The sequence below is a fragment of the Aeromonas dhakensis genome, assembly GCF_000820305.1.
GTDB classification, from domain to species: Bacteria; Pseudomonadota; Gammaproteobacteria; order Enterobacterales; family Aeromonadaceae; genus Aeromonas; species Aeromonas dhakensis.
This window is the reverse complement of record NZ_CDBH01000015.1, coordinates 14876-34038: the sequence shown is the minus strand read 5'-3', so window position 1 is coordinate 34038 and position 19163 is coordinate 14876. Positions and strand designations below refer to the sequence as shown.

The 19163-nt window shown below is 62.9% G+C and carries 19 protein-coding genes; 10 read left to right on the top strand and 9 right to left on the bottom strand.

Annotated features, from left to right (window positions below; genetic code table 11):
- Window positions 1-86 precede the first annotated feature (86 nt).
- The 4 genes from BN1143_RS01235 (at window position 87) to BN1143_RS01220 (ending at window position 7132) form a co-directional block, all read left to right on the top strand.
- Window positions 87-2888 carry a response regulator gene (locus BN1143_RS01235; RefSeq protein WP_042049359.1) on the top strand — a complete coding sequence of 934 codons (2802 nt, stop codon included), beginning with the start codon at window positions 87-89 and terminating at the stop codon, window positions 2886-2888.
- A 139-nt stretch (window positions 2889-3027) separates the two neighbouring features.
- A complete protein-coding gene (locus BN1143_RS01230) occupies window positions 3028-4764 on the top strand; it encodes an ABC transporter transmembrane domain-containing protein (RefSeq protein WP_042049358.1) in 1737 nt (578 codons plus the stop codon).
- Window positions 4761-6512, top strand: a complete 1752-nt coding sequence (locus BN1143_RS01225) for an ABC transporter transmembrane domain-containing protein (protein WP_042049357.1) — start codon at window positions 4761-4763, stop codon at window positions 6510-6512. Before BN1143_RS01230 ends, BN1143_RS01225 begins: the two co-directional genes overlap by 4 nt.
- Window positions 6513-6658: 146 nt before the next feature.
- Window positions 6659-7132, top strand: a complete 474-nt coding sequence (locus BN1143_RS01220) for a DUF4442 domain-containing protein (protein WP_005300417.1) — start codon at window positions 6659-6661, stop codon at window positions 7130-7132.
- Window positions 7133-7177: 45 nt separating this feature from the next.
- Here the strand turns inward: BN1143_RS01220 and ybcJ are convergent, their stop codons facing one another.
- The 4 genes from ybcJ to BN1143_RS01200 form a co-directional block, all read right to left on the bottom strand.
- Window positions 7178-7411: a ribosome-associated protein YbcJ gene (gene ybcJ, locus BN1143_RS01215; protein WP_005300419.1), complete on the bottom strand. Its 234-nt coding sequence runs from the start codon at window positions 7409-7411 to the stop codon at window positions 7178-7180.
- A 188-nt stretch (window positions 7412-7599) separates the two neighbouring features.
- On the bottom strand, window positions 7600-8004 hold the full coding sequence (locus tag BN1143_RS01210) for a MaoC family dehydratase (protein ID WP_042049354.1): 405 nt from the start codon (window positions 8002-8004) through the stop codon (window positions 7600-7602).
- Entirely contained in the window at window positions 8001-9785 is a 1785-nt protein-coding gene (locus BN1143_RS01205) for a class I poly(R)-hydroxyalkanoic acid synthase (RefSeq protein WP_042049353.1), read from the bottom strand. Before BN1143_RS01205 ends, BN1143_RS01210 begins: the two co-directional genes overlap by 4 nt.
- A gap of 93 nt (window positions 9786-9878) precedes the next feature.
- The gene (locus BN1143_RS01200; RefSeq protein ID WP_005300428.1) at window positions 9879-10229 is read right to left on the bottom strand and encodes a phasin family protein; all 351 of its coding nucleotides are present in this window, start codon (window positions 10227-10229) and stop codon (window positions 9879-9881) included.
- A 315-nt stretch (window positions 10230-10544) separates the two neighbouring features.
- On the opposite strand from BN1143_RS01200, the gene BN1143_RS01195 reads away from it, so the two are divergent.
- From BN1143_RS01195 to pdxY, 3 genes are all read left to right on the top strand, one after another.
- Window positions 10545-11108, top strand: coding sequence for a VC2662 family protein (locus BN1143_RS01195; protein ID WP_017765419.1), 564 nt, complete (start codon window positions 10545-10547; stop codon window positions 11106-11108).
- A gap of 78 nt (window positions 11109-11186) precedes the next feature.
- Window positions 11187-11942, top strand: coding sequence for a DUF429 domain-containing protein (locus tag BN1143_RS01190; RefSeq protein ID WP_042049352.1), 756 nt, complete (start codon window positions 11187-11189; stop codon window positions 11940-11942).
- Between the two features lie 474 nt (window positions 11943-12416).
- Entirely contained in the window at window positions 12417-13280 is an 864-nt protein-coding gene (pdxY, locus tag BN1143_RS01185; protein WP_042049351.1) for a pyridoxal kinase PdxY, read from the top strand.
- 177 nt (window positions 13281-13457) lie between these two features.
- Here pdxY and BN1143_RS01180 read toward each other — a convergent pair whose 3' ends face one another.
- The 5 genes from BN1143_RS01180 to cyaB form a co-directional block, all read right to left on the bottom strand.
- Window positions 13458-13790 (bottom strand): antibiotic biosynthesis monooxygenase family protein, encoded by a 333-nt coding sequence (locus tag BN1143_RS01180; protein WP_042049350.1) that lies wholly within the window; start codon window positions 13788-13790, stop codon window positions 13458-13460.
- Window positions 13791-13906: 116 nt separating this feature from the next.
- Window positions 13907-15025 carry a glycerol dehydrogenase gene (locus BN1143_RS01175; protein ID WP_019838808.1) on the bottom strand — a complete coding sequence of 373 codons (1119 nt, stop codon included), beginning with the start codon at window positions 15023-15025 and terminating at the stop codon, window positions 13907-13909.
- Window positions 15026-15263: 238 nt separating this feature from the next.
- Window positions 15264-15770 (bottom strand): GNAT family N-acetyltransferase, encoded by a 507-nt coding sequence (locus tag BN1143_RS01170; RefSeq protein WP_005300445.1) that lies wholly within the window; start codon window positions 15768-15770, stop codon window positions 15264-15266.
- Window positions 15771-15937: 167 nt separating this feature from the next.
- Entirely contained in the window at window positions 15938-16330 is a 393-nt protein-coding gene (locus BN1143_RS01165; RefSeq protein WP_005300447.1) for an NUDIX hydrolase, read from the bottom strand.
- Window positions 16327-16899 carry a class IV adenylate cyclase gene (gene cyaB, locus BN1143_RS01160; protein ID WP_042049349.1) on the bottom strand — a complete coding sequence of 191 codons (573 nt, stop codon included), beginning with the start codon at window positions 16897-16899 and terminating at the stop codon, window positions 16327-16329. Before cyaB ends, BN1143_RS01165 begins: the two co-directional genes overlap by 4 nt.
- Before the next feature lie 356 nt (window positions 16900-17255).
- Here cyaB and BN1143_RS01155 point away from each other — a divergent pair, with 356 nt between their 5' ends.
- From BN1143_RS01155 to BN1143_RS01145, 3 genes are all read left to right on the top strand, one after another.
- Window positions 17256-18101 carry a DUF5718 family protein gene (locus BN1143_RS01155; RefSeq protein WP_042049348.1) on the top strand — a complete coding sequence of 282 codons (846 nt, stop codon included), beginning with the start codon at window positions 17256-17258 and terminating at the stop codon, window positions 18099-18101.
- A 94-nt stretch (window positions 18102-18195) separates the two neighbouring features.
- Window positions 18196-18687, top strand: coding sequence for a GNAT family N-acetyltransferase (locus BN1143_RS01150; RefSeq protein ID WP_042049346.1), 492 nt, complete (start codon window positions 18196-18198; stop codon window positions 18685-18687).
- A gap of 7 nt (window positions 18688-18694) precedes the next feature.
- Complete coding sequence (locus BN1143_RS01145; protein ID WP_042049345.1) at window positions 18695-19159, top strand: GNAT family N-acetyltransferase; 465 nt, start codon at window positions 18695-18697, stop codon at window positions 19157-19159.
- Window positions 19160-19163: the final 4 nt, after the last annotated feature.

The following is a 19163-nucleotide window of genomic DNA, read 5'->3' as shown; positions in this document are numbered from 1 at the left end:
AGCAGTCAATTATCTTTCACAGCCAGTGATCCCGTAGCGACGTGATGTCGGTGGATGCATGGCCATGACATGAGAATCGAGACGGGATGAATAATGTGACACGGGTCAATCGTGTTGTACTTAGCCTGATCATCGTATCGCTGCTGGCGTTTTCCGGCTATTGCTGGCAACTGCTCAGCCAGCAGCAGAAAGCCTCGGAGCTCAGCGTGGCGGCGGAGTTGATCCTCAACCGGGTCAATACCGATACCGTCTATCTGCTGGGGCGCGAGAAGGCCAACGACGGCAATGTACAGCAGCGTCTCAATCAGCTGTCGAGCAACCTCGACAGTTTCGTACGCCAGGTGCGCAACGACCCCGATTCGGCCGACAATCCACACTCTCAATCGCTGTTGCACGATATCGACAGCTATCTGCTTGATCTCGCCAAGCTCTACTCCATGGAGATGGCGATCGAGTACATAGAGCAGCCCTTTCAAAAGCAGCTGAACGGCTTGCTGGCAACCCTGCCGGCGGACGCGCCGCTGGCCATCGATCTGACCGAGCTGGCCCAGCTCAGCAATTACCTCAAACGCAGCTGGGACAAGGGGGAGCAACAGCAGTTGCAGGCCCTGCAGCGCCGTCTCAAGACAGCCTATCCCGCTTATCCCGAGGTAGTCGGGTTGGCCCAGCTGAGCGAGGATGTCAGCCATCAGGTCGTGGCGTATCACGTGCTGCGCAACCAGGTCATCGACATGCACGAGCTGGAGGGGTTGTCGCGCTGGAAACAGAGCAAGATGGAGCAGGCCTCCTCTCTCAAGAGTCGCTTCTATCTGATGGTGCTGGGGGGGGCCATGCTCTGCTTCGGACTGGTGGCGGTGACCCTGTGGCGGCGCAATCAGAAGCTGAGCGAGCTGTCGCGTCAGACCGGTTTGCTGGCCCAGGCCAAGAGCGACTTTCTGGCCAACATGAGCCACGAGATCCGCACCCCCATGAACGCCATCATCGGCTTCAGCTCGCTGGCGCTGCAGACCGAGCTGGATCAACAGCAGCGCGATTATCTCAGCAAGATCAAATCCTCATCGGATACCTTGCTGCTGCTCATCAACGACATCCTGGACCTGACCAAGGTGGAGTCCGGCAAGCTGACGCTGGAGGAGATCGATTTCGATCTCAGCGAGCAGATCGACTCGCTGGCGGGCATGTTCGCCGATCTGGCCGAACGCAAGCATGTCGAGGTGATCATCAACAAGTCGCCGGCGGTGCCCGACTTTCTGCGCGGCGACCCGCTGCGCCTCGGTCAGGTGCTGGTCAATCTGGTCAACAACGCCATCAAGTTTACCGAGCGGGGCGAGGTGGAGGTGTCCATCACCCTGGTCAACCCCCATCCCATGCAGGTGCGTTTCAGCGTGCGCGACACCGGCATCGGCATTGCCGAGGAGAAACAGGCCCAGCTGTTCCAGCCCTTCACCCAGCTGGAGGCGGGCAACACTCGCAAATATGGCGGCTCCGGGCTTGGTCTCAACATCTCCCAGCGGCTGGTGGAGCTGATGGGAGGGCGGATCACGGTGCAGAGCAAACCGGGTGCGGGCTCGGTGTTTCAGTTCGAGATCCCCATGACCAAGGCGGTGTACGGCGTCTCCGGGCGGCGGGTTTTCTTCGAAAACCAGCCGCTGGTGCTGGTGATGGATGACAACGAGCTGGTGCTTGACCTGGCCAAGGATATCCTGGGCCGGGCCGGGGCCAGGGTGATGGCGGTCAACAGCCTCTCGCGGGCTCGTCAGGTGCTGCGGGAAGAGGGGCAGAACGTCCGGCTGGCCATTCTCGACTGGCGCATGGGGCAGGAGGATGGGCTGGATCTGGCGCTCGAGATGTACCAGCACAGCCAGTGGCGCCGGCTGCCCATCCTGATGACCAGTGCCTGGGCCAAGGAGGGACTGCACGGGCGGATGGAGAGCATGGGGCTGACCCATTTTCTGCCCAAGCCGATGACCGAAAATGCCCTGCTGGCCAAGGTGGACGAGCTGCTCAACGGCAGTTCACACGATCAGCAGTTCCGCCAGGCCGAGGTGCAGGGCGACCAGCAGCATTTTCGCGAGCTGCTGCAAGGCACCCGGGTGCTGCTGGCGGAGGACAACCGGGTCAACCAGCAGCTCATCATCGAATATCTGCGCCGGGTCGATGCCCTGGTGACCGTGGTGGGCAACGGCCGGGAGGCGGTCGAGCGGGTGGCCGAGCAGCCCTTCGACGTGATCCTGATGGACTTGCAGATGCCGGTGCTGGACGGGCTGGATGCCACCCGTCAAATCCGCAAGATGGTCGACAAGCACGATGTGCCCATCATCGCCCTGACGGCCAGCGCCATGCCGGGAGACAGGGAACGCTGCCTCGGCGTGGGGATGAATGGCTATGTCACCAAGCCGGTCAGCAAGCTCGATCTCTACAACAACCTGTTGCAGTGGGTGAAGAGCGCCAGCGGCGAGCGGCTGGTGCCGCTGGAGGTAAAGCCGCCCGATCTGATGGGAGTGCTGGATCTGGATGATGCCCTTAGACGGCTGGAGCAGGACAAGGAGGCACTGCAGATCCTGTTCAAGCTGTTCATGTCGGAGCACAAGGATGACCTGTGGGAGATCCGCTCCGCCCTGCGTCGCCAGCAGCCCGACATCGCCTGCCGGTTGCTGCATACCCTCAAGGGGGTTTCCGCCAACATCTCCGCCTCCCGCCTGCAGATCCTCGCCGGCGAGCTGGAGTGGCGACTGCGCCAGCAGGAAGAGCTCACCGAGCAGGATCTGGAGCAGTTGCAGCAGGTCTTCAGTCTGACCCGGGAGGAGGTGTCTCACTTCCTGCTGACCGGAGAGCAGCATGAAGCATCGTATGGTGCCTTTGAACAGCGCGATGATCGTTTGTTGTAACAAGTGAAATAGCAATAATTCTCAAGCCTTCTGCTTCAGGCTATCATGACCTCCTCGTATCGCCCCCTGCTGGGGGCGATTGCATTGGGCTTTCCATGACGGGCGGCAGCTTCGGCCTGCCGCGACAAAGGATATCTACGTGAGCGTATTTGCAAGGCTGGGCTGGTTCTTCAAGGAGCAGTGGCAGCGTTACCTGGTCGCCATCTCGCTGTTGATGATGGTGGCCCTGTTGACCGTGATCCCGCCCAAGGTGGTGGGCTGGGTGGTGGATGGCATCGCCAAAGGGTCGCTGGACAGCGCCACCCTGACCGGTTATCTGGCCGGCTTGTTTGGCCTGGGTCTGCTCATCTATCTGCTGCGCTACGTGTGGCGGGTCATGTTGTTTGGTGCCTCCTACCGGCTGGCCTATGTGCTGCGCAACCGGCTCTTTGGCCACTTTACCCGCATGAGCCCGGATTTTTACCAGCGCCACCGCACCGGCGATCTGATGGCCCACGCCACCAACGACATCCAGGCGGTGGAGATGACCGCCGGGGAAGGGGTGCTGACCCTGGTGGACTCCATGATCGTCGGGGTGCTGGTGCTCTCCATCATGTGCAGCCAGTACTCCTGGCAGCTGACCCTGCTCTCTCTGTTGCCGCTGCCGGTGATGGCGTTCTTCATGAACCGCTTCGGCACCCAGATCTACAAGGAGTTCAAGGCGGCGCAGGGGGCCTTCTCGCGGCTCAACAACAAGACCCAGGAGGCGCTCTCCGGCGTGCGGGTGCTCAAGTCCTACGCGGTGGAGTCGCTTGAAGATCGCGGTTTTGCCGAGCTGACCCGGGAGGCGGGCGCCTGCAACATGGCGGTGGCCCGTATTGATGCCAAGTTCGACCCCGTGATTTACCTGTGCATCGGCTGCTCCTACTTCCTCGCGGTGGCGGGCGGCAGCGCTCTGGTGCTGCGTGACGAGCTGACCCTGGGGGAGCTCACCAGCTTCACCATGTACCTCGGTCAGCTGATCTGGCCCATGTTCGCCATCGCCTGGCTGTTCAACATCATAGAGCGCGGCAGCGCCGCCTATTCGCGGATCGAGAGCCTGCTGGCCGAGCGCAGCGACATCGAAGAGCCGGTTCACCCGGTGGCGCTGGCCTCGGCCTTTCCGCTGCGCGCCGTGGCACTCAGCTACCAGCTCGAGCAGCGCACCCTGCTGCGCAATGTGGAGTTCACCCTGCAAGCCAGCGGCATGCTGGGGATCGTCGGGCGCACCGGGGCGGGCAAGAGTTCCCTGCTCAAGCTGTTGATGCGACTGGCCAACCCCACCGCGGGGGAGATCCGCATGGGGGAGGTGCCCATCTCGCAACTGGCGCTGGGTGAGCTGCGCAGCCAGTTTGCCTATGTGCCGCAGGAGCCGTTCCTCTTCTCCACCACCATCGCCGCCAACATCGCCCTTGGCCGCCCCGATGCGAGCCGTGAGGAGATTGAGCGGGTGGCACGCATCGCCTGCGTGCACGATGACATCAGCCGCTTTCCCAAGGGCTATGAGACCGAAGTGGGGGAGAAGGGGGTGACCCTCTCCGGCGGTCAGAAACAGCGGCTCGCCATCGCCCGCGCCCTGCTGCTGGAGGCGCCGATCCTGGTGCTGGACGATGCGCTCTCGGCGGTGGATGCTCACACCGAGCAGCAGATCCTGCACGCCCTCAAGGCCCACAAACGGACCTTGATCCTGGTCAGCCACCGGATGACGGCGGTGGAGCAGGCCGACGAGATCCTGGTGCTGGAGCAGGGCCATGTCAGTGAGCGGGGTCGCCACGGCACCCTGATGGCCCACAACGGCTGGTATGCGGACATGGTCCGTTATCAGCGTCTCGAGCAAGACGTGGAGGAGGGCCTGTGAACCCGACCATCAAACGACTGCTCGGGTACTGTGCCCGTTACCCGCGCTGGCTCATTCAGGCCGGGATCTGCCTGCTGCTGGCCACCGGCGCCGAAGTGGCCGGCCCCCTGCTCATCAAGCTGTTCATCGACGACTATCTGGCGCCGCGCCAGCTGGTGTGGCCCGCCATCGCGGCCATTGCCGCCGGTTATCTCGGTCTGCAGGTACTGTCTGCGGCCGGTTTCTACCTGCAGTCCCTGCGCTTCAACCGCATCGCCCAGGCGGTGGTGCAGCGCCTGCGCGAGCAGGTATTTGCCACCGCCATCCGGTTGCCGGCCCGCTACTTTGACCAGCACCGCTCCGGCTCGCTCATCTCCCGCATCACCAACGACACCGAGGCGATCATGAACCTTTATGTGCAGGTGATCGGGCTCTTGGTGCAGAAGGTGGTGCTGCTGTGCGGCATCCTCATCTCCATGGCGCTGCTGGATCTGCGGCTGATGCTGGTGTGTGCCTGCCTGTTGCCGGCGGTGGGCGGGGTGATGTGGCTCTATCAGAAACTGAGTGTGCCCGTGGTGCGGGCGACCCGCAGCCTGCTCTCCGACATCAACAGCCGCCTCAACGAGTCGCTGCAGGGGATGCCGGTCATTCAGGCCATGGTGCAGGAGCGCCACTTCGCCAACGCCTTTGCCGAGGTGAACCAGCAGCACTGGGCGGCGCGCCTCAAGAGCCTCAAGATCAACGGCATTTTGCTGCGCCCGCTCATCGATCTCTTCTACATGATGGTGCTGATCGGCCTGTTGGCGCTGTTTGCCCGCGAGGGACTGAGTGCGGAGGGTGCCATCCAGGTGGGGGTGCTCTACGCCTTCATCAGCTATCTGGGGCGGATGATCGAGCCGCTCATCGAGATGACCAACCAGCTCAACCAGTTGCAGCAAGCCATGGTGGCCGGAGAGCGGGTCTTTGCCCTGCTTGATGAAGCGCGCGAGAGCACCGCGGGCGAGATGCGCCCACTCAAGGGGCAGGTGAGCTTCGAGCGGGTGGGCTTCTCCTACGATGGCGAGCAGCAGGTGCTGCGGGATGTGAGCTTTGCTGCCCGTCCCGGCCAGATGCTGGCGCTGGTGGGCCACACCGGCAGCGGCAAGTCCACCATCATCAGCCTGCTGATGGGTTTCTACCCGCTGGATCAGGGCACCATCCGCTTCGATGATCACCAGATGGCGAGCTTGTCGCTCTCGGCGGTGCGCCGCAGCATCGGCCTGGTACAGCAGGATCCCTTCATCTTCGTCGGCACCCTGGCCGAAAACCTGCGTCTCGGCCGTGACGGGATCGACGAGGCGCGCCTGTGGCAGGCACTGACCGAGGTGCAGCTGGCCGAGTTCGTGCTGAGCCTGCCGGAGGGCTTGAACACCCTGATGGAGGAGGGGGGCAAGAACCTCTCCGCCGGTCAGCGTCAGCTGCTCTCCTTTGCCCGCGCCCTGGTGGGAGATCCGCGCATCCTCATTCTGGATGAGGCGACCGCCAGCGTGGACTCCCAGACCGAACTGGCCCTCTCTTCGGCGCTGGCGGCGGCACGCCGTGGTCGCACTACCATCGCCATCGCCCACCGCCTCTCGACCATCGTCGACGCAGACGAGATCCTGCTGCTCTCCCGCGGTCAGGTGAACGAGCGGGGTACCCATGGCGAGCTGATGGCGCTGGGTGGCCACTATGCCCAGCTGTTCGAGATGCAGAGCCAGGGAGCCTGGCTCGAGGAGAAGCGGGCCTGACAGCCACAGAAACGAGCAGAGGGAACCATTGCGGTTCCCTCTTTTTTTGGGCTGGAGAAATGGCGGCAGCGTGATCCGCGTCCTTGTCGAACGCCAGCCATGCTGGCAACATGTTGTTTACATCAACTCATCGGATCAGTTCGCATATGGATTTGCAACGTTTGAAGGCCAACCTGGCGCTGCGGCTCTTTGCCTGGCGCTACATTCCCGTCATCGGTTTTTGTGCCCCCGTCATCGAAGAGATGAGCGCCAAGGCGCTGCGCATCCGCATTCCGCTCGGCTGGCGCACCCGCAACCACCTGGGCAGCATGTACTTTGGCGCGCTGGCCACCGGCGCCGATCTGGTGGGCGGTCTGCTGGTGATGGAGAAGGGGCGGCAGCGGCGCAAGAAGGTGCATTTCGCCTTCAAGGATGTGCAGGGGGAGTTTCTGAAACGGCCCGAGGGGGATGTGCAGTTTGACTGCGCGGCCGGGGAGGAGATCGACGCCATGATCGACGAGTCGCTGGCGAGTGGTCAACGCATCAACCGCCCCATCCAGGTGGTGGCCACCTGCCCGTCACTGAACGGGGATGAGGCGATGGCGCGCTTCGTGCTGACCCTGTCGATCAAGGCCAGCTGAATGCCAAAGGGCGCGTCGGCGCCCTTATTCAAGATTCAAGCGAGGTCAGAGGATCTCGGGGCTGACGCCCTCTTTCACGACCACCTTCATGCCGTTGAAGTTGACTACCTGGCCGGCCACTATTTTGCAGCGCTTGCGGGTCTCCACCTGACCGTTTACCTCGACCAGACCGTCGGCGATCAGCGCCTTGGCTGCGCCGCCACAATCAGCCCACCCCTGATGTTTGATAAGGTCACACAGGGCAATAAAGGGGTGCCCTTCGAGCAGAAACGTCTCCATGGAAAATCCTCTCGTGGATAAATGGCTGAAACAGCAGGGCGATTATTCTAGGCAGTTCGGGTCGTCAAGGAAAGGGCAAGGACGCTGTCTGCGGGCAATAGTGGCTTGCAAGAGCATTTTCGGGGCGCACGCCATAGCAGTCAGCCCGGCACTGGCCGGGCTGACTGAGATCATGGGGCAAACCGCTTTTAGCCAAACTTCACCACGGCTTCCCCGCTGACGGCGATGGCGCCGGTTGCCGTCAGGATGCGGGTGGCCAGGGTGATGATGGGCTTGTCGCTGCGCAGGGCGATGATCTCCACCTCTGCCGTCACCTCATCCCCCACAAACACCGGCTGCTTGAAGGCGAGGCTCTGACCGAGATAGACGGTGCCCTTGCCCGGCAGTTGCTGACCCAGCAGCCCCGAGAAGAGGCTGGCCAGCAGCATGCCGTGCACGATGGGGCGCTCGAACGGCGTGGTGGCGGCGAAGGCGGGATCCAGGTGCAGCGGATTGAAATCCTCCGACAGCCCGGCAAAGGCCGCGACCTCTGCCGCCCCGAACCGCTTGGTTAGACTGGCCTTTAGGCCCACCTCGAAGGGAAGCATGCTCATGCTGGCTCCTCCTCGGGAGTCGGCGCAAAGACCGGGTTGAGCCGTACCTTGACATAGCCACCGGGCGCCGCCTCCAGCCCTTCGCTCGGAATGCGGGCGGGGATGGGGGCGGGATCCTCTTCCCGGCTCTGGATGAAGGCTGCCATCTGCGGCCACCAGGAACCCGGGGTGTGGGTCGCACCGGCGAGCCACGCCTCGGGGCTGGCGGCTTCGGCGTCGTTCTGCCAGAAGCCGTACTTGTTGGCATCCGGCGGATTGATGATGCCGGCGATGTGGCCCGATTCGGCCAGGATGAAGCGCTGCTCGCCACCGAACAGCTTCATGCCCTGCCAGGTGCCCTGCCAGAGGGCGATGTGATCGTCCATGGCCGACACCATCAGCACCGGGGTCTTCACCTTGGCGAGATCGATGCGGGTGTGGCGGATCTTGAGCTCCCCCTTCACCAGCTGGTTTTCCAGATAGAGCCGGCGCAGCAGGCTGTTGTGGGTCTTGCCCGCCACGTTGGTGCTGTCGCTGTTCCAGTGCAGCAGATCGAACGCCACCGGGCTCTGCCCCTTGAGATAGCTGTCGATGTAGTAATTCCAGTAGAGGCTGTTCTCCCGCAGCAGGCTGAAGGAGACCGCCAGCTGGCGTCCATCCATGATGCCTTTGGCCTCGTTCTGGGCCTCCAGCGCCGCAATGATGGGCTCGTGGATGAAGATGCCAAGCTCTCCCGGCTGGGAGAAGTCGAGCAAAGTGGTGAACAGGGTGGCGGAGCGAACCCGCTGCTTCTGGCGCCGGGCGGCCAGCCAGCCCATGGCCAGGGAGAGGGCGGTACCGCCGATACAGTAACCGATGCCGTGCACTTCCCGCTCGCCGGTGGCCGCTTCCACGCCATCCAGCGCGGCGATGACGCCGTCCACCACGTAGTCGTCGAGATCGATGTCGGCCTGGGCCGGCCCCGGGTTGCGCCAGGAGATCATGAACACCGTCTGGCCCTGGGCAACCAGCCAGGCCACCAGGGAGTTCTGGGGCCGCATGTCCATGATGTAATACTTGTTGATGAAGGGCGGCACGATCAGCACCGGCGTTCTGGCCACCGTCTCCGTGGTCGGGCTGTACTGGATGAGCTCATACAGCTCGGTGCGTTGCACCACCCGGCCCGGGGTCAGTGCGAGATCACGACCCAGCTCGAAGGCGGATTCGTCGGTCAGGCGGATGTTGAGGTGATCGGCGCTGCGCTCGAGATCTTCGGCCAGCAGGGTCAGCCCGCGCACCAGATTCTGGCCGTCTGACTCCAGGGTGAGCTTGAGCAGCTCCGGATTGGTAGCCAGAAAGTTGCTGGGTGCCATGGCGTTGATGTACTGGCGGGTAAAGAAACGCAGCCGCTCCCGGCTCTTCTGGGGCACCCCTTCGAGGGCATCCACCGAGTCCAGTAGGTGTCTGGCGGTCAGCAGATAGGATTGCTTGAGGTAGTCATAAATGGGCTGCTCGCTCCAGGCATCGGCCTTGAAGCGGCGATCGCTGCGCTCCGGGGCGATGACCGGCTCGCTCTGCTGGCCTGCGCTCTTGAGCAGGGTGTGTTGCATCAGCTTGAGCTGATCCTGCCACCAGTTCATCTGGGCATTGATCAGTTGCCAGGGCTGCTGGCTGCCCTGTTCCAGCACCTGGCCGAGATCGTCGAGATTGGTCTGCAGCAGGGCCTGGGCGGTACGCTCGGTCTGAGCCTTGGCCATGTCCAGCAGCTTGTCGTTGTAGTGGGCCAGGGCCTCGAACAGCGGGCCGTAAGATGATTGGCTCATGTTCTCTCCTTCACCCATCCCCGGCGCAGGGCGAGCCTGTCGTGACGGAGCATGGGGAGATGTGGCTGCCCGCAACGGGCAGCCAGGGGGATATCAGGCCTTGCCCGTGCTCTTTTTGATGCCGTCGGCAGTCAGGGCGTCCAGATCGTCCTTGAACTGCTGGCCGAGGGCGTTGAGCTTCTGGATGTCGTCCAGCATCTGGCGGGAGAGCTGGCTGGCGGTCTCCAGCTGGACGGTGCCGAGGGCTGCCAGGCTCTGGGCATCCTGCACCTTGCCGGCAGCCTGCAGCTGGTTCAGCCCCAGCTCGGCATAGGCGTTGGCGGAGGCCAGCTGCAGCCGGGTCAACTGCTCGATATTGCTGGCCAGCAGCTGGTTGTAACGGGTGAGGGGGGCGGCAAAGCCTTGCATCTGCTCGGTAAAGGTCTTGATTACGTCCATATTCATCGCGCGTCTCCGTGGTTGGCAGAAGGTATTGCAAAAGGGCCGATGGCCCGGGTTGGGTTACAACTATGCGACTACATCCTCAAGTCGTTGCGTATCGCTTGCTCTGTTCAAACGTACGTTTAAGCATTGTGTTATCAAATGAGGCTTGATGTAAATGATATAAATGTTAATTTTTGGCGAAATGTTGACTCTGGTCTGTCCAGTCTGATTGGCTGGATTCAGACGAGGGGTGACGCAGCCAGCTCGCTTCGGCCTCGTTACCGGGCCACAGGGCTGGTAGGCTGATGCACTCCCTGAGCCTCGAGGAATGCATCGATGAAACCTGCCCGCCTGTTGCTTGCCCTGGGGTCTGTTGCCCTTGGCGGCGTTGCCCACGCCAGTACCCCTGTCCAGCTCTCCCTGCCCGGCGTCAATCTGCCCGCGTCTCACCAGGTCGAGGGGGCCAGAGCCTCTGTTCTTTATGGTCGCACCGGTCAGGTGAAGGGGATCGATCTGCCCGTTTTCGCCCTCTCCGACGTGGATCAATTCACCGGTCTGCAGCTTGGCGTCTTTTTCGGTGCCGGCCGGGTACGCCACCAGTTTGGCGGGGTGGCGATCAACGCACTCAACTGGCACGAGGGTCAGGACAAGGGGGTCAACCTTGGCTTCGTCAACCTGACCAACAATGTACAGGGCCTCAACTGGGGGGCCGTCAACATCGCCAAGGGCAATGCCCTGGCCAACGTCGGCTTCGTCAACTATGCCGAGCGCACCACCTTCCAGCTGGGCTTCATCAACGCCACCAAACACCTGGACGGTCTGCAGATCGGCCTCGCCAACTACGCCGAGAACGGGGTTTTCCCCATCTTGCCGCTGATCAATTTCAAGAAATCCTTCTAAGCCGCGCCGCCAGCCTTGCTTTAGGGGCGCCAGCCATTACCCTGTGCAGCATTGATAGCGTGCAGAGGTGACACTGGCATGACAATGGAACACATGGATGCCATCGGCATCGGCTGGGACGTAAGAGGCTGGCAGGGCAGTGCCCAGGCCGTGGCCGTGGTGGGGTGGCAGGCGCGTGAGCAGCGGCTGCACTGGTTTGGCGTATCGCCCCTGTTTCGGTTGAGCTCACGGGTTGCGCCGGATCTGGATGCCTTGCTGCGCCCGGCGCTGCACGACGAGATCCACCTGCTGCAGGTGCTGGCCTGCCCGCAGCTGGCGCTGGGGATAGACGCGCCGCTGGCGTTTCCTCGTGCCTTTGGCGAGCTGCTGGCGGGGAGGGCGACCGAGTGCGCCGTGCCTCAGCGCGAGATAGACAACCCTTATGCCTACCGGGACTGCGAACGCTGGCTCCATGAGCAATATGGCAAGAAGCCGCTCTCGGCCACCTTCGACAGGCTCGGCAACAATGCAACCCTGGCGCTTGCCATGCTGCCGAGGTTGGCCGACTTGCAACTGGTGCCCAAGCAGCAGGCAGAGGCCGATCGCGCTGTGCTGGAGGTCTATCCCGCCCTTGCCAAGACGGGGGGCAAGGCATCGACGGTGCGTGCCGAGTTGCTGCAGCATCTGCCTGCCGATGTAACGGCGGGAACCGATCGCTACGATGCCGCCATCTGCGCCCTGATGGCGCTGCAATACGCCGCCAAGGGGAGTGTCTCCCTGTTGCCGGCACTGGTGGCGCCGCCCGCCGAGATGGCTTTGGACGAGGGCTGGGTCTACCACTTCGCTCGCCCCTGATAAACCGGATCGGGCCGACCAGCCCGATCCTGCCTTTGGTCGGCCGTGAGCTCCTCACTTGCGCTGACGTAGTTTCTTCCTTTCACTACGCTGCCTTGCTGCCTTGCTGCCTTGCTGCCTTGCTGCCTTGCTGCCTTGCTGCCTTGCTGCCTTGCTGCCTTGTTGAGGCCAGGGCTGCACTCGACCATCTGCCTGTTCGCATGCCATCGCACGGTTCAACAAAAAGAGCCGATTTATTAAGCTCATATGCCATCAAGCAAGAATGTTTCATCACCATTTCAAACCACGCCGGTGTCATCCACTGTCTCGGACTCTGGCATGGCAGTAAAGAGGGAGAGGGATGTGGGTGACAACGCGAGTCTCCTCGAGGCTGGAGCAGACCAAATAAGGGTTTGTGCTGATCAAGGGTGGAAGTTCAATATCTTCATCCGATATATTGCGCCTTTCCCCTGACTCTTCTCTGCGGTGATGTCGATGAAACGCATTCTCTCTATCCAGTCCCACGTGGTGTTCGGCTGTGCCGGCAACAGCGCTGCCGTATTCCCCATGCGCCGTCTCGGCATGGAGGTATGGCCCATCAACACGGTGCAGTTCTCCAACCATACCCAATATGCGGCCGGTTGGCAGGGGATGGCCATGCCTGCAGGGCATATCAGCGCCCTGTGCATGGGGCTCTCGGACATCGGGGTGCTGGGACATTGTGATGCTGTGCTGAGCGGATATCTCGGCTCGGCGGAGCAGGGGGACGAGATCCTGACGGTGGTGGCCGCGGTCAAGGCCGCCAACCCTGCCGCCATCTATTTTTGCGATCCCGTGATGGGCCACCCGGAGAAAGGGTGCATAGTCGCGCCTGGGGTGACCCGCTTTTTGACCGAGAAGGCGCTGCCGGTGGCCGATGTCATGGCCCCCAATCTGCTGGAGCTGGAGACACTGTGCGACGTTCATCTGACCGATCTGGCCCAGACCCGAGCCGCCGCCCATCGTCTGCTGGCACGCGGGGTGAAGATGGTGCTGGTCAAGCATCTTGGACGTGCCGCCCGCGAGCCGGGCCGCTTCGAGATGCTGCTGGCCACCCCCGAGGGGGATTATCTGATTGCTCGTCCGCTCTACGAGTTTGCTCGTCAGCCGGTGGGCGTGGGGGATCTCATCAGCGCGCTGATGCTGGCCAATCTGCAGGCGGGTTACGATGCCGTCAGCGCGTTCGAGCGCACCAACGCGGCGGTGGATACGGTATTGCTGCACACCTGGCAGGCCGATGCCTACGAGTTGCAGCTGATCGCGGCTCAGGAGGCCTTTGCCGCCCCCGAGATCAGGGCACGGGCCGAACGGCAGGCCTGATCTTCCCATCGGGGGCCTAGTCTGGGCGCGGATGATCCACGTTCTGCTTGGCCCCCTGATCATCCTTCCTCACTTCTCTCTCGGTTAACAGCCCCCCTGTGCCATTTATCTGGTTGCACACCTGACGAGGCAATGCCGCCTCAGCCGTCATTTTGGCCCTGACACCAGGTATCCGCCTTAGCGCTGGCCGTGTGCCTGTTCCCGCAACTCTTCTTTATCCAGCGTGACCTGCCGGTAGTGCTCGACCGTGGGGAAGGGATCGTAGAAGTGATGGAGCAGGGCCTTCCACTGCTGGTACTGGGGTGAGCCACGAAAGCCCTGGGTGTGATCTTCGAGGCGCTGCCAGTTGACCAGCAGCAGATAGCGGTGGGAGTCGGTCAGCGAGCGCTGGAGCTGGTGTCCGCCATAGCCCGGCATGGTGCTGATGATCCGTTGAGCCTGGGAAAATGCCTGCTCGAAGGCGGCAGCCTGACCGGGGATGACCTGCAGATGGGCGACTTCCAATATCATGGTGACTCCTTGTCCCAAGGGGAAAAGGGCCATTGCAGCAGGTCGGACGGGGAATGACAAGGCCGGCCACAGGGGCCGACCTTGCCGGTTTGATCACGATATTACTTGAGTGCCGATCAGGTGCGTGGGTGACGGGCCCGGTAGCGCTCGGCCATGGCATTGGCCGCGATCATGGCGTGGTAGACATCCTGCTCGCTGACGCTCATCGGCATGTTGCCCATGGTGTCGAGGGGATCGCAGGCAAGCTTGGCCACCTGACGCCACTCACTCTCCACGAACTGGCTCAGCCCCATCTCCTGCAGGGTCATGGGCAGGCCGGCCAGCTGGATGATGCGCATCACCTCGTCGAGCTCGGCCTGGGGGGCGTGCTCGAGCACCAGCTGGGTGAGCAGGCCGAACACCACTTTCTCACCATGCTGGGCCCGGTGCAGATCTGGCACCACCGACATGCCGTTGTTGACCGCATGGGCAGCCGCCAGGCCGCCCGCCTCGGCGCCTACGCCACTCAGATAGATGGTGGCCTCGATGGTCTGCTCCAGCGCCGGGGTGGTGACGTGATGGCGCACCGCGTCCATCGCCAGCTCGATGTTCTCCCCCAGCAGTTCATAGCAGAGCCGGGCCAGCCCGAGGCCGGTGCGGGAGGGGCGCTTGCCCACCAGATTGATGCCGTCGGCCCGGTAACAGGCACGGGCCTCGAAATAGGTGGCGAGTGCATCGCCCACGCCGGCGGCAAAGAAGCGGGCGGGGGCCGCCGCTATGATGGCGGTATCGGCGATCACCACGTCCGGGTTCTGGGGCAGGAACAGATAGCGTTCGAACTCGCCGGCCGGGTTGTAGATCACCGCGAGGGCGGTGCAGGGGGCATCGGTGGAGGCGATGGTAGGAAACAGTACCACCGGGCGCCGCAGGTAGAAGGCCACCGCCTTGGCGACGTCCAGGGTCTTGCCGCCGCCGATGCCGACGATGACGTTGGCCCCCTGCTGCTCGGCCAGATCGCACAGGCGGCGGATCTCGATGTCGGTACATTCGTAGTTGAACTTCTCGACCGCTCCCTTCAGACCTGCCTGCAGCAGGCCGGCCAGCGCCTCTTCCCGCACTCGCTCCAGAATGAATTCGTCGCTGACAAGCAGGGCGTTGTCGCCGAAATCTTTTACGTGATCATGGAGTTGGGGCAGCAGATCGTGGCCGATGATGAACTTTTTGGGGGAGGTGACGGTACGAGGCAGGATAGACATGCAGTATTCCTCAAGACAGTGAGCGGTACCCGATTGGTATGCAAACGGGTCTTTCTGCCACACCATACGCCTCGCCTGGCGTGAGGTGAAGGAAAAATGGCGCTCAAATGGGGCTGTAGTCGGATCAGAATTAATCCATCTGACCGATTTGATTGTTTTTGAAGGGCAAAATGCAGGGAAAAACTGCACGCCCTCCATAGGGAGGGCGCGGCAGTTCAGTGGAGGTGTGGTGCGAGCCTCAGAGCTGCTTGTAGAAGAAGAGGGTGGCCGCCAGGGTGCCGTCGGCACTGCGGGCAAAGGCGGGGATCTGGCCCGCCTCCTGGTAGCCCAGCTGGCGATAGAGGCGGGAGGCGGCATCGCCCACCCGGGTGTCGAGCACCAGCAGGCTACGGCCGGCCTCTCTGGCCCCTTGCTCCATGCTGGCCATCAGGGCACGGCCGACCCCCTTGCCACGGTGGAGACTGTGCACCATCAGTTTTTCCACCTCGGCGCGGTGACGGCCATTGGCCTTGGTGCACAGCGAGAGCTGGAGGGCACCGACCAGCTGGTGTTGCTCAAAAGCGACCCAGAGCCGGCGGCTGCCCGCGGCCAGCTCCGTCTCTATGCCCTGCCAATAGACGAGCCCCTGCTCTTCGGTCAGCGGCGGCAGGAAGCCCACCGAGGCGCCACTGGCCACGCTATCTTGCAGCAAAGTGATGAGGGCAGGCTTGATGCCCTGGGTGGTATCAACCTCAACTATGTCCATCAGGAGTCCTTGTCAACGAAGTTCACGCCGCTGGCCCGGTCTGCCGCGGCGCCTGCCACCAACGGAACCGGCGGCAGGATGACTGGCTAGACTCGCCGTTTCCGCCGCCAATTTCAAGTCGTTGCCATTCGTCGGGTGCGCCCGATCACGCCACCCGGGCAGTTTTCCTAGCGTATAAGCTTCTGTTCGACCAGCCAGGCAAACAGCAGCCGGGATACCGGTGAGATCTCGGCCAGATGGCGGCTGTCGAGCCAGCGCAGCTCGGCGATCTCCGCCGAGGCGACGGGCGTGCCGTCAGCCTCGCCGGTGTAGCAGCGCAGCCTGACGTTGACCCCCTCTGGCTTGCCGTCGGCCTGGGCGCTGAACTCACAGGCAAACGCCAGGGTCTCTGGCTTGAGGGTCACGGCTAGCTCCTCCTCGATTTCGCGCATCAGCGCCGCCTCGTCGCTCTCTCCCGCTTCGCGCTTGCCGCCGGGAATGTAGTAGATGTGCTTGCCGTGGGAGCGGGCACAGAGCAGTTGCTGATCCTTGAAGGTCAGCCAGGCGAGTTTGTCGATCATGAACGTCTCTCTGGTGATGGGGTGGTGGCTTGTTCGCACAGGGTGCGGTAGGAGCGGGTTTCCAGCCGTGCGGGGTCCAGCCCGAGCTGGGCGGCCAGGGACAGCAGTTGCTGGCGATAGCCCGGCAGCAGGGCCTCGTCATCGGTCATGATGGCCAGCTCGGCAAAATCGCCGAGCCCCGCCAGGTGATCCAGGGTGACGTGAAAGGGGCCGACGAAATAGATGCTGCGCACTTTGCGAAGGGTCAGTATCGGCTGGTAACCCAGGGTGTGCAGCATGCTGATGGCCTTGTCGGCGTCGGTGATGTTGACCGCCTCGCAGCGATCGGGTTCGGGCCCCTTCACGATCCAGAGCTGGATGCCGGAGGGCTGCATGGCGCGGATCAGCAGGCTCTTGCCCGCCGCGTTCAGGCTGCGGTCCGGTGTGTCGAAGTAGGTGTCCTGCTCCTGGTTGCGCTCCAGCATCACCTCGGGATTGAGTGCGGCGAGGGCCGTGGTGAAGGCCTCGACATCGCCGAGCCTGTATTTGAACTCGACCTCGAAGCGGCCCTGAAAGTGCTGTGCTGACATCGACAGGCATCCTTGAATGTGCGGATTGGCATGGCGGGCAGCCTAACAAAGTTGGCGGGCCGCCCCAAGGGGCAAGGCGGCAGGATGTGGAAACGATCTGTTTCCGGGGCGCAGGGTTGATCAATGCGCCGCATGTTGCCGTGATCAAGGGCATGCGCCGCACATGGTCGAGTGAGTTCGGTCATGTCGGTTGTTCACAAGCTCGCCGAGCGGCCGGCAAAAGTTCGCGCTGGCGCACAGGATGGGGCGTGCAGGCTGGGCGAGGGCAGACCCTTGTGTTTTAATCCTCGCCACGTTTGCGGCAGCCGCCCCGTGCCGGGCCGCTGCCTTCGCTTTGGCAAGATGCAGGTGAGAAGATGCAAGTGACAGCAGAGAGCAAGTTTATCGGACTCGGGGTGGCGGGCAATTTCGCCGGTCATCTGGAGCAGGCCGGCGAGGCCTCGGATTTCGTGGCGGTGGCGGTGCGTGACACCAGCGCCCCCAAGGCGCTGTTCCCCTTCTACGTGCCGGGCCACCCCGGCCAGCTCGGCGTCTTCCCCTTGAGCGGCGATGCCATCTTCTTGCCGGAAGCGGCGGTGAGCGGCGATGAGAAAGTGCAGATAGAGCCGGAAGTGGCGCTCTGGTGCGAGCTGGAGTACGCGGGGGAGCAGGTGGTGGCCATCCATCCGCGCGCCTTTGGTGCCTACAACGACTGCTCCATCCGCCGTCCCAACGCCAAAAAGATCAGCGAGAAGAAGAACTGGGGTGAAGAGAGCAAGGGGCTGGCCCCCGCGTTGTTGCCTCTTTCCCACTTCGCCGCCGGCTGCGAGCTCGATGACTACCGCATCGCCTGCTATCTGGAGCGGGATGGCGAGCTGCACCCCTACGGGGTCGACAGCGCGGCGGTGGATTACAGCTACTTCCACGGCCAGCTGCTGACGTGGGCCATCGACAAGTTCAACCATCAGCAGGACGAGGGGCCGGCAGAGCACATCCAGGGGCTGCTGGCCCAGGCCGGGCGTCCGGCTCATGCCCTCATCAGCATCGGGGCCACCCGCTATACCCCGTTTGGCGAAACCCACTTTCTCAAGCCCGGCGACACCGCTTGCGTGCTGCTCTATCCGGCCAGCCGTTATAGCGAAAGTGATATCCGTGAGGCCATTCGCACCCGTCAGTTTGGGCCGGATCTGTCGGTGCTGCTGCAGGCGGTCAAGACCCGCTGAGGCGCGTTTGCCGATTTGCAGGGATGGTGCCCCCGAGGTTTGCGACCCTCGTCCAGGGTGGCGGTGTGTCGCCATGGTTCAAGGAGAAGGAAGGATGACGCTCATAAGGCGCTGTACCCTGCAGGATATGGCCGGCCTGCTGGCACTCTATCGGGAGTTGCGCCCCCATGACCCCGCGCTTGCGCCGGATGCTGCCCGCACGGCACTGACGGCCCTGCTGACCCAGCCGCACCTTCACCTGCTGGTGGCGGAGGTGGATGGCCAGCTGGCGGCCACCTGCCAGCTTGGCGTGGTCGCGACCCTGACCAACGGTGGCCGGCCGTTTGGCATCATAGAGCACGTGGTGACGGCCTCTGCGTTTCGGCGCCGGGGCATCAGCCGGCAGTTGCTGACCCATGCGCTTGAGCTTGCCTGGCAGCAGGATTGCTACAAGGTGATGCTGCTGTCGGGGGAGGGGCGCGATGAAGCCCACCGCCTCTATGAAAAGCTGGGCTTCAAGGCCGGCATCGAGAAGGGGTTTGTCCTCAAGCAGGTCGACGCTATGACAACGACCGGACAGGCCCCAAACAATCAAGCGATTGAGTGAGCACGATATGAGACTGGAGCAGGCATCGCGCGGGGATTATCAGGCTCTGATCGCGCTGTGGGAGGCGTCGGTGCGCGCCACTCACCACTTTTTGCGGGAGGAGGAGATAACCCCTCTGCGCGAGCTCATTCTGGAACATTACTTTGACGCAGTGACCCTCACCTGCGCCCGCAGTGAGCAGGGGATCGCCGGCTTTTGCGGGGTACACGAGGGCAATATCGAGATGCTCTTCATCGACCCCGCCCTGCGCGGGGGCGGGGTTGGCCGCCTGCTGGTGGCCGATGCCATCGCCCGGCTGGGGGCGACCCGGGTGGACGTCAACGAGCAAAATGAACCGGCACTCGATTTTTATCGCCACCTGGGCTTCGAGGTGGTGGGCCGCTCGGCGCTGGACGGGCAGGGCAGGCCATATCCGTTGCTGCACATGTCCATTGCGACAGAGGGCACTGACAGGCCAGTGACGCCATCATGAAAAA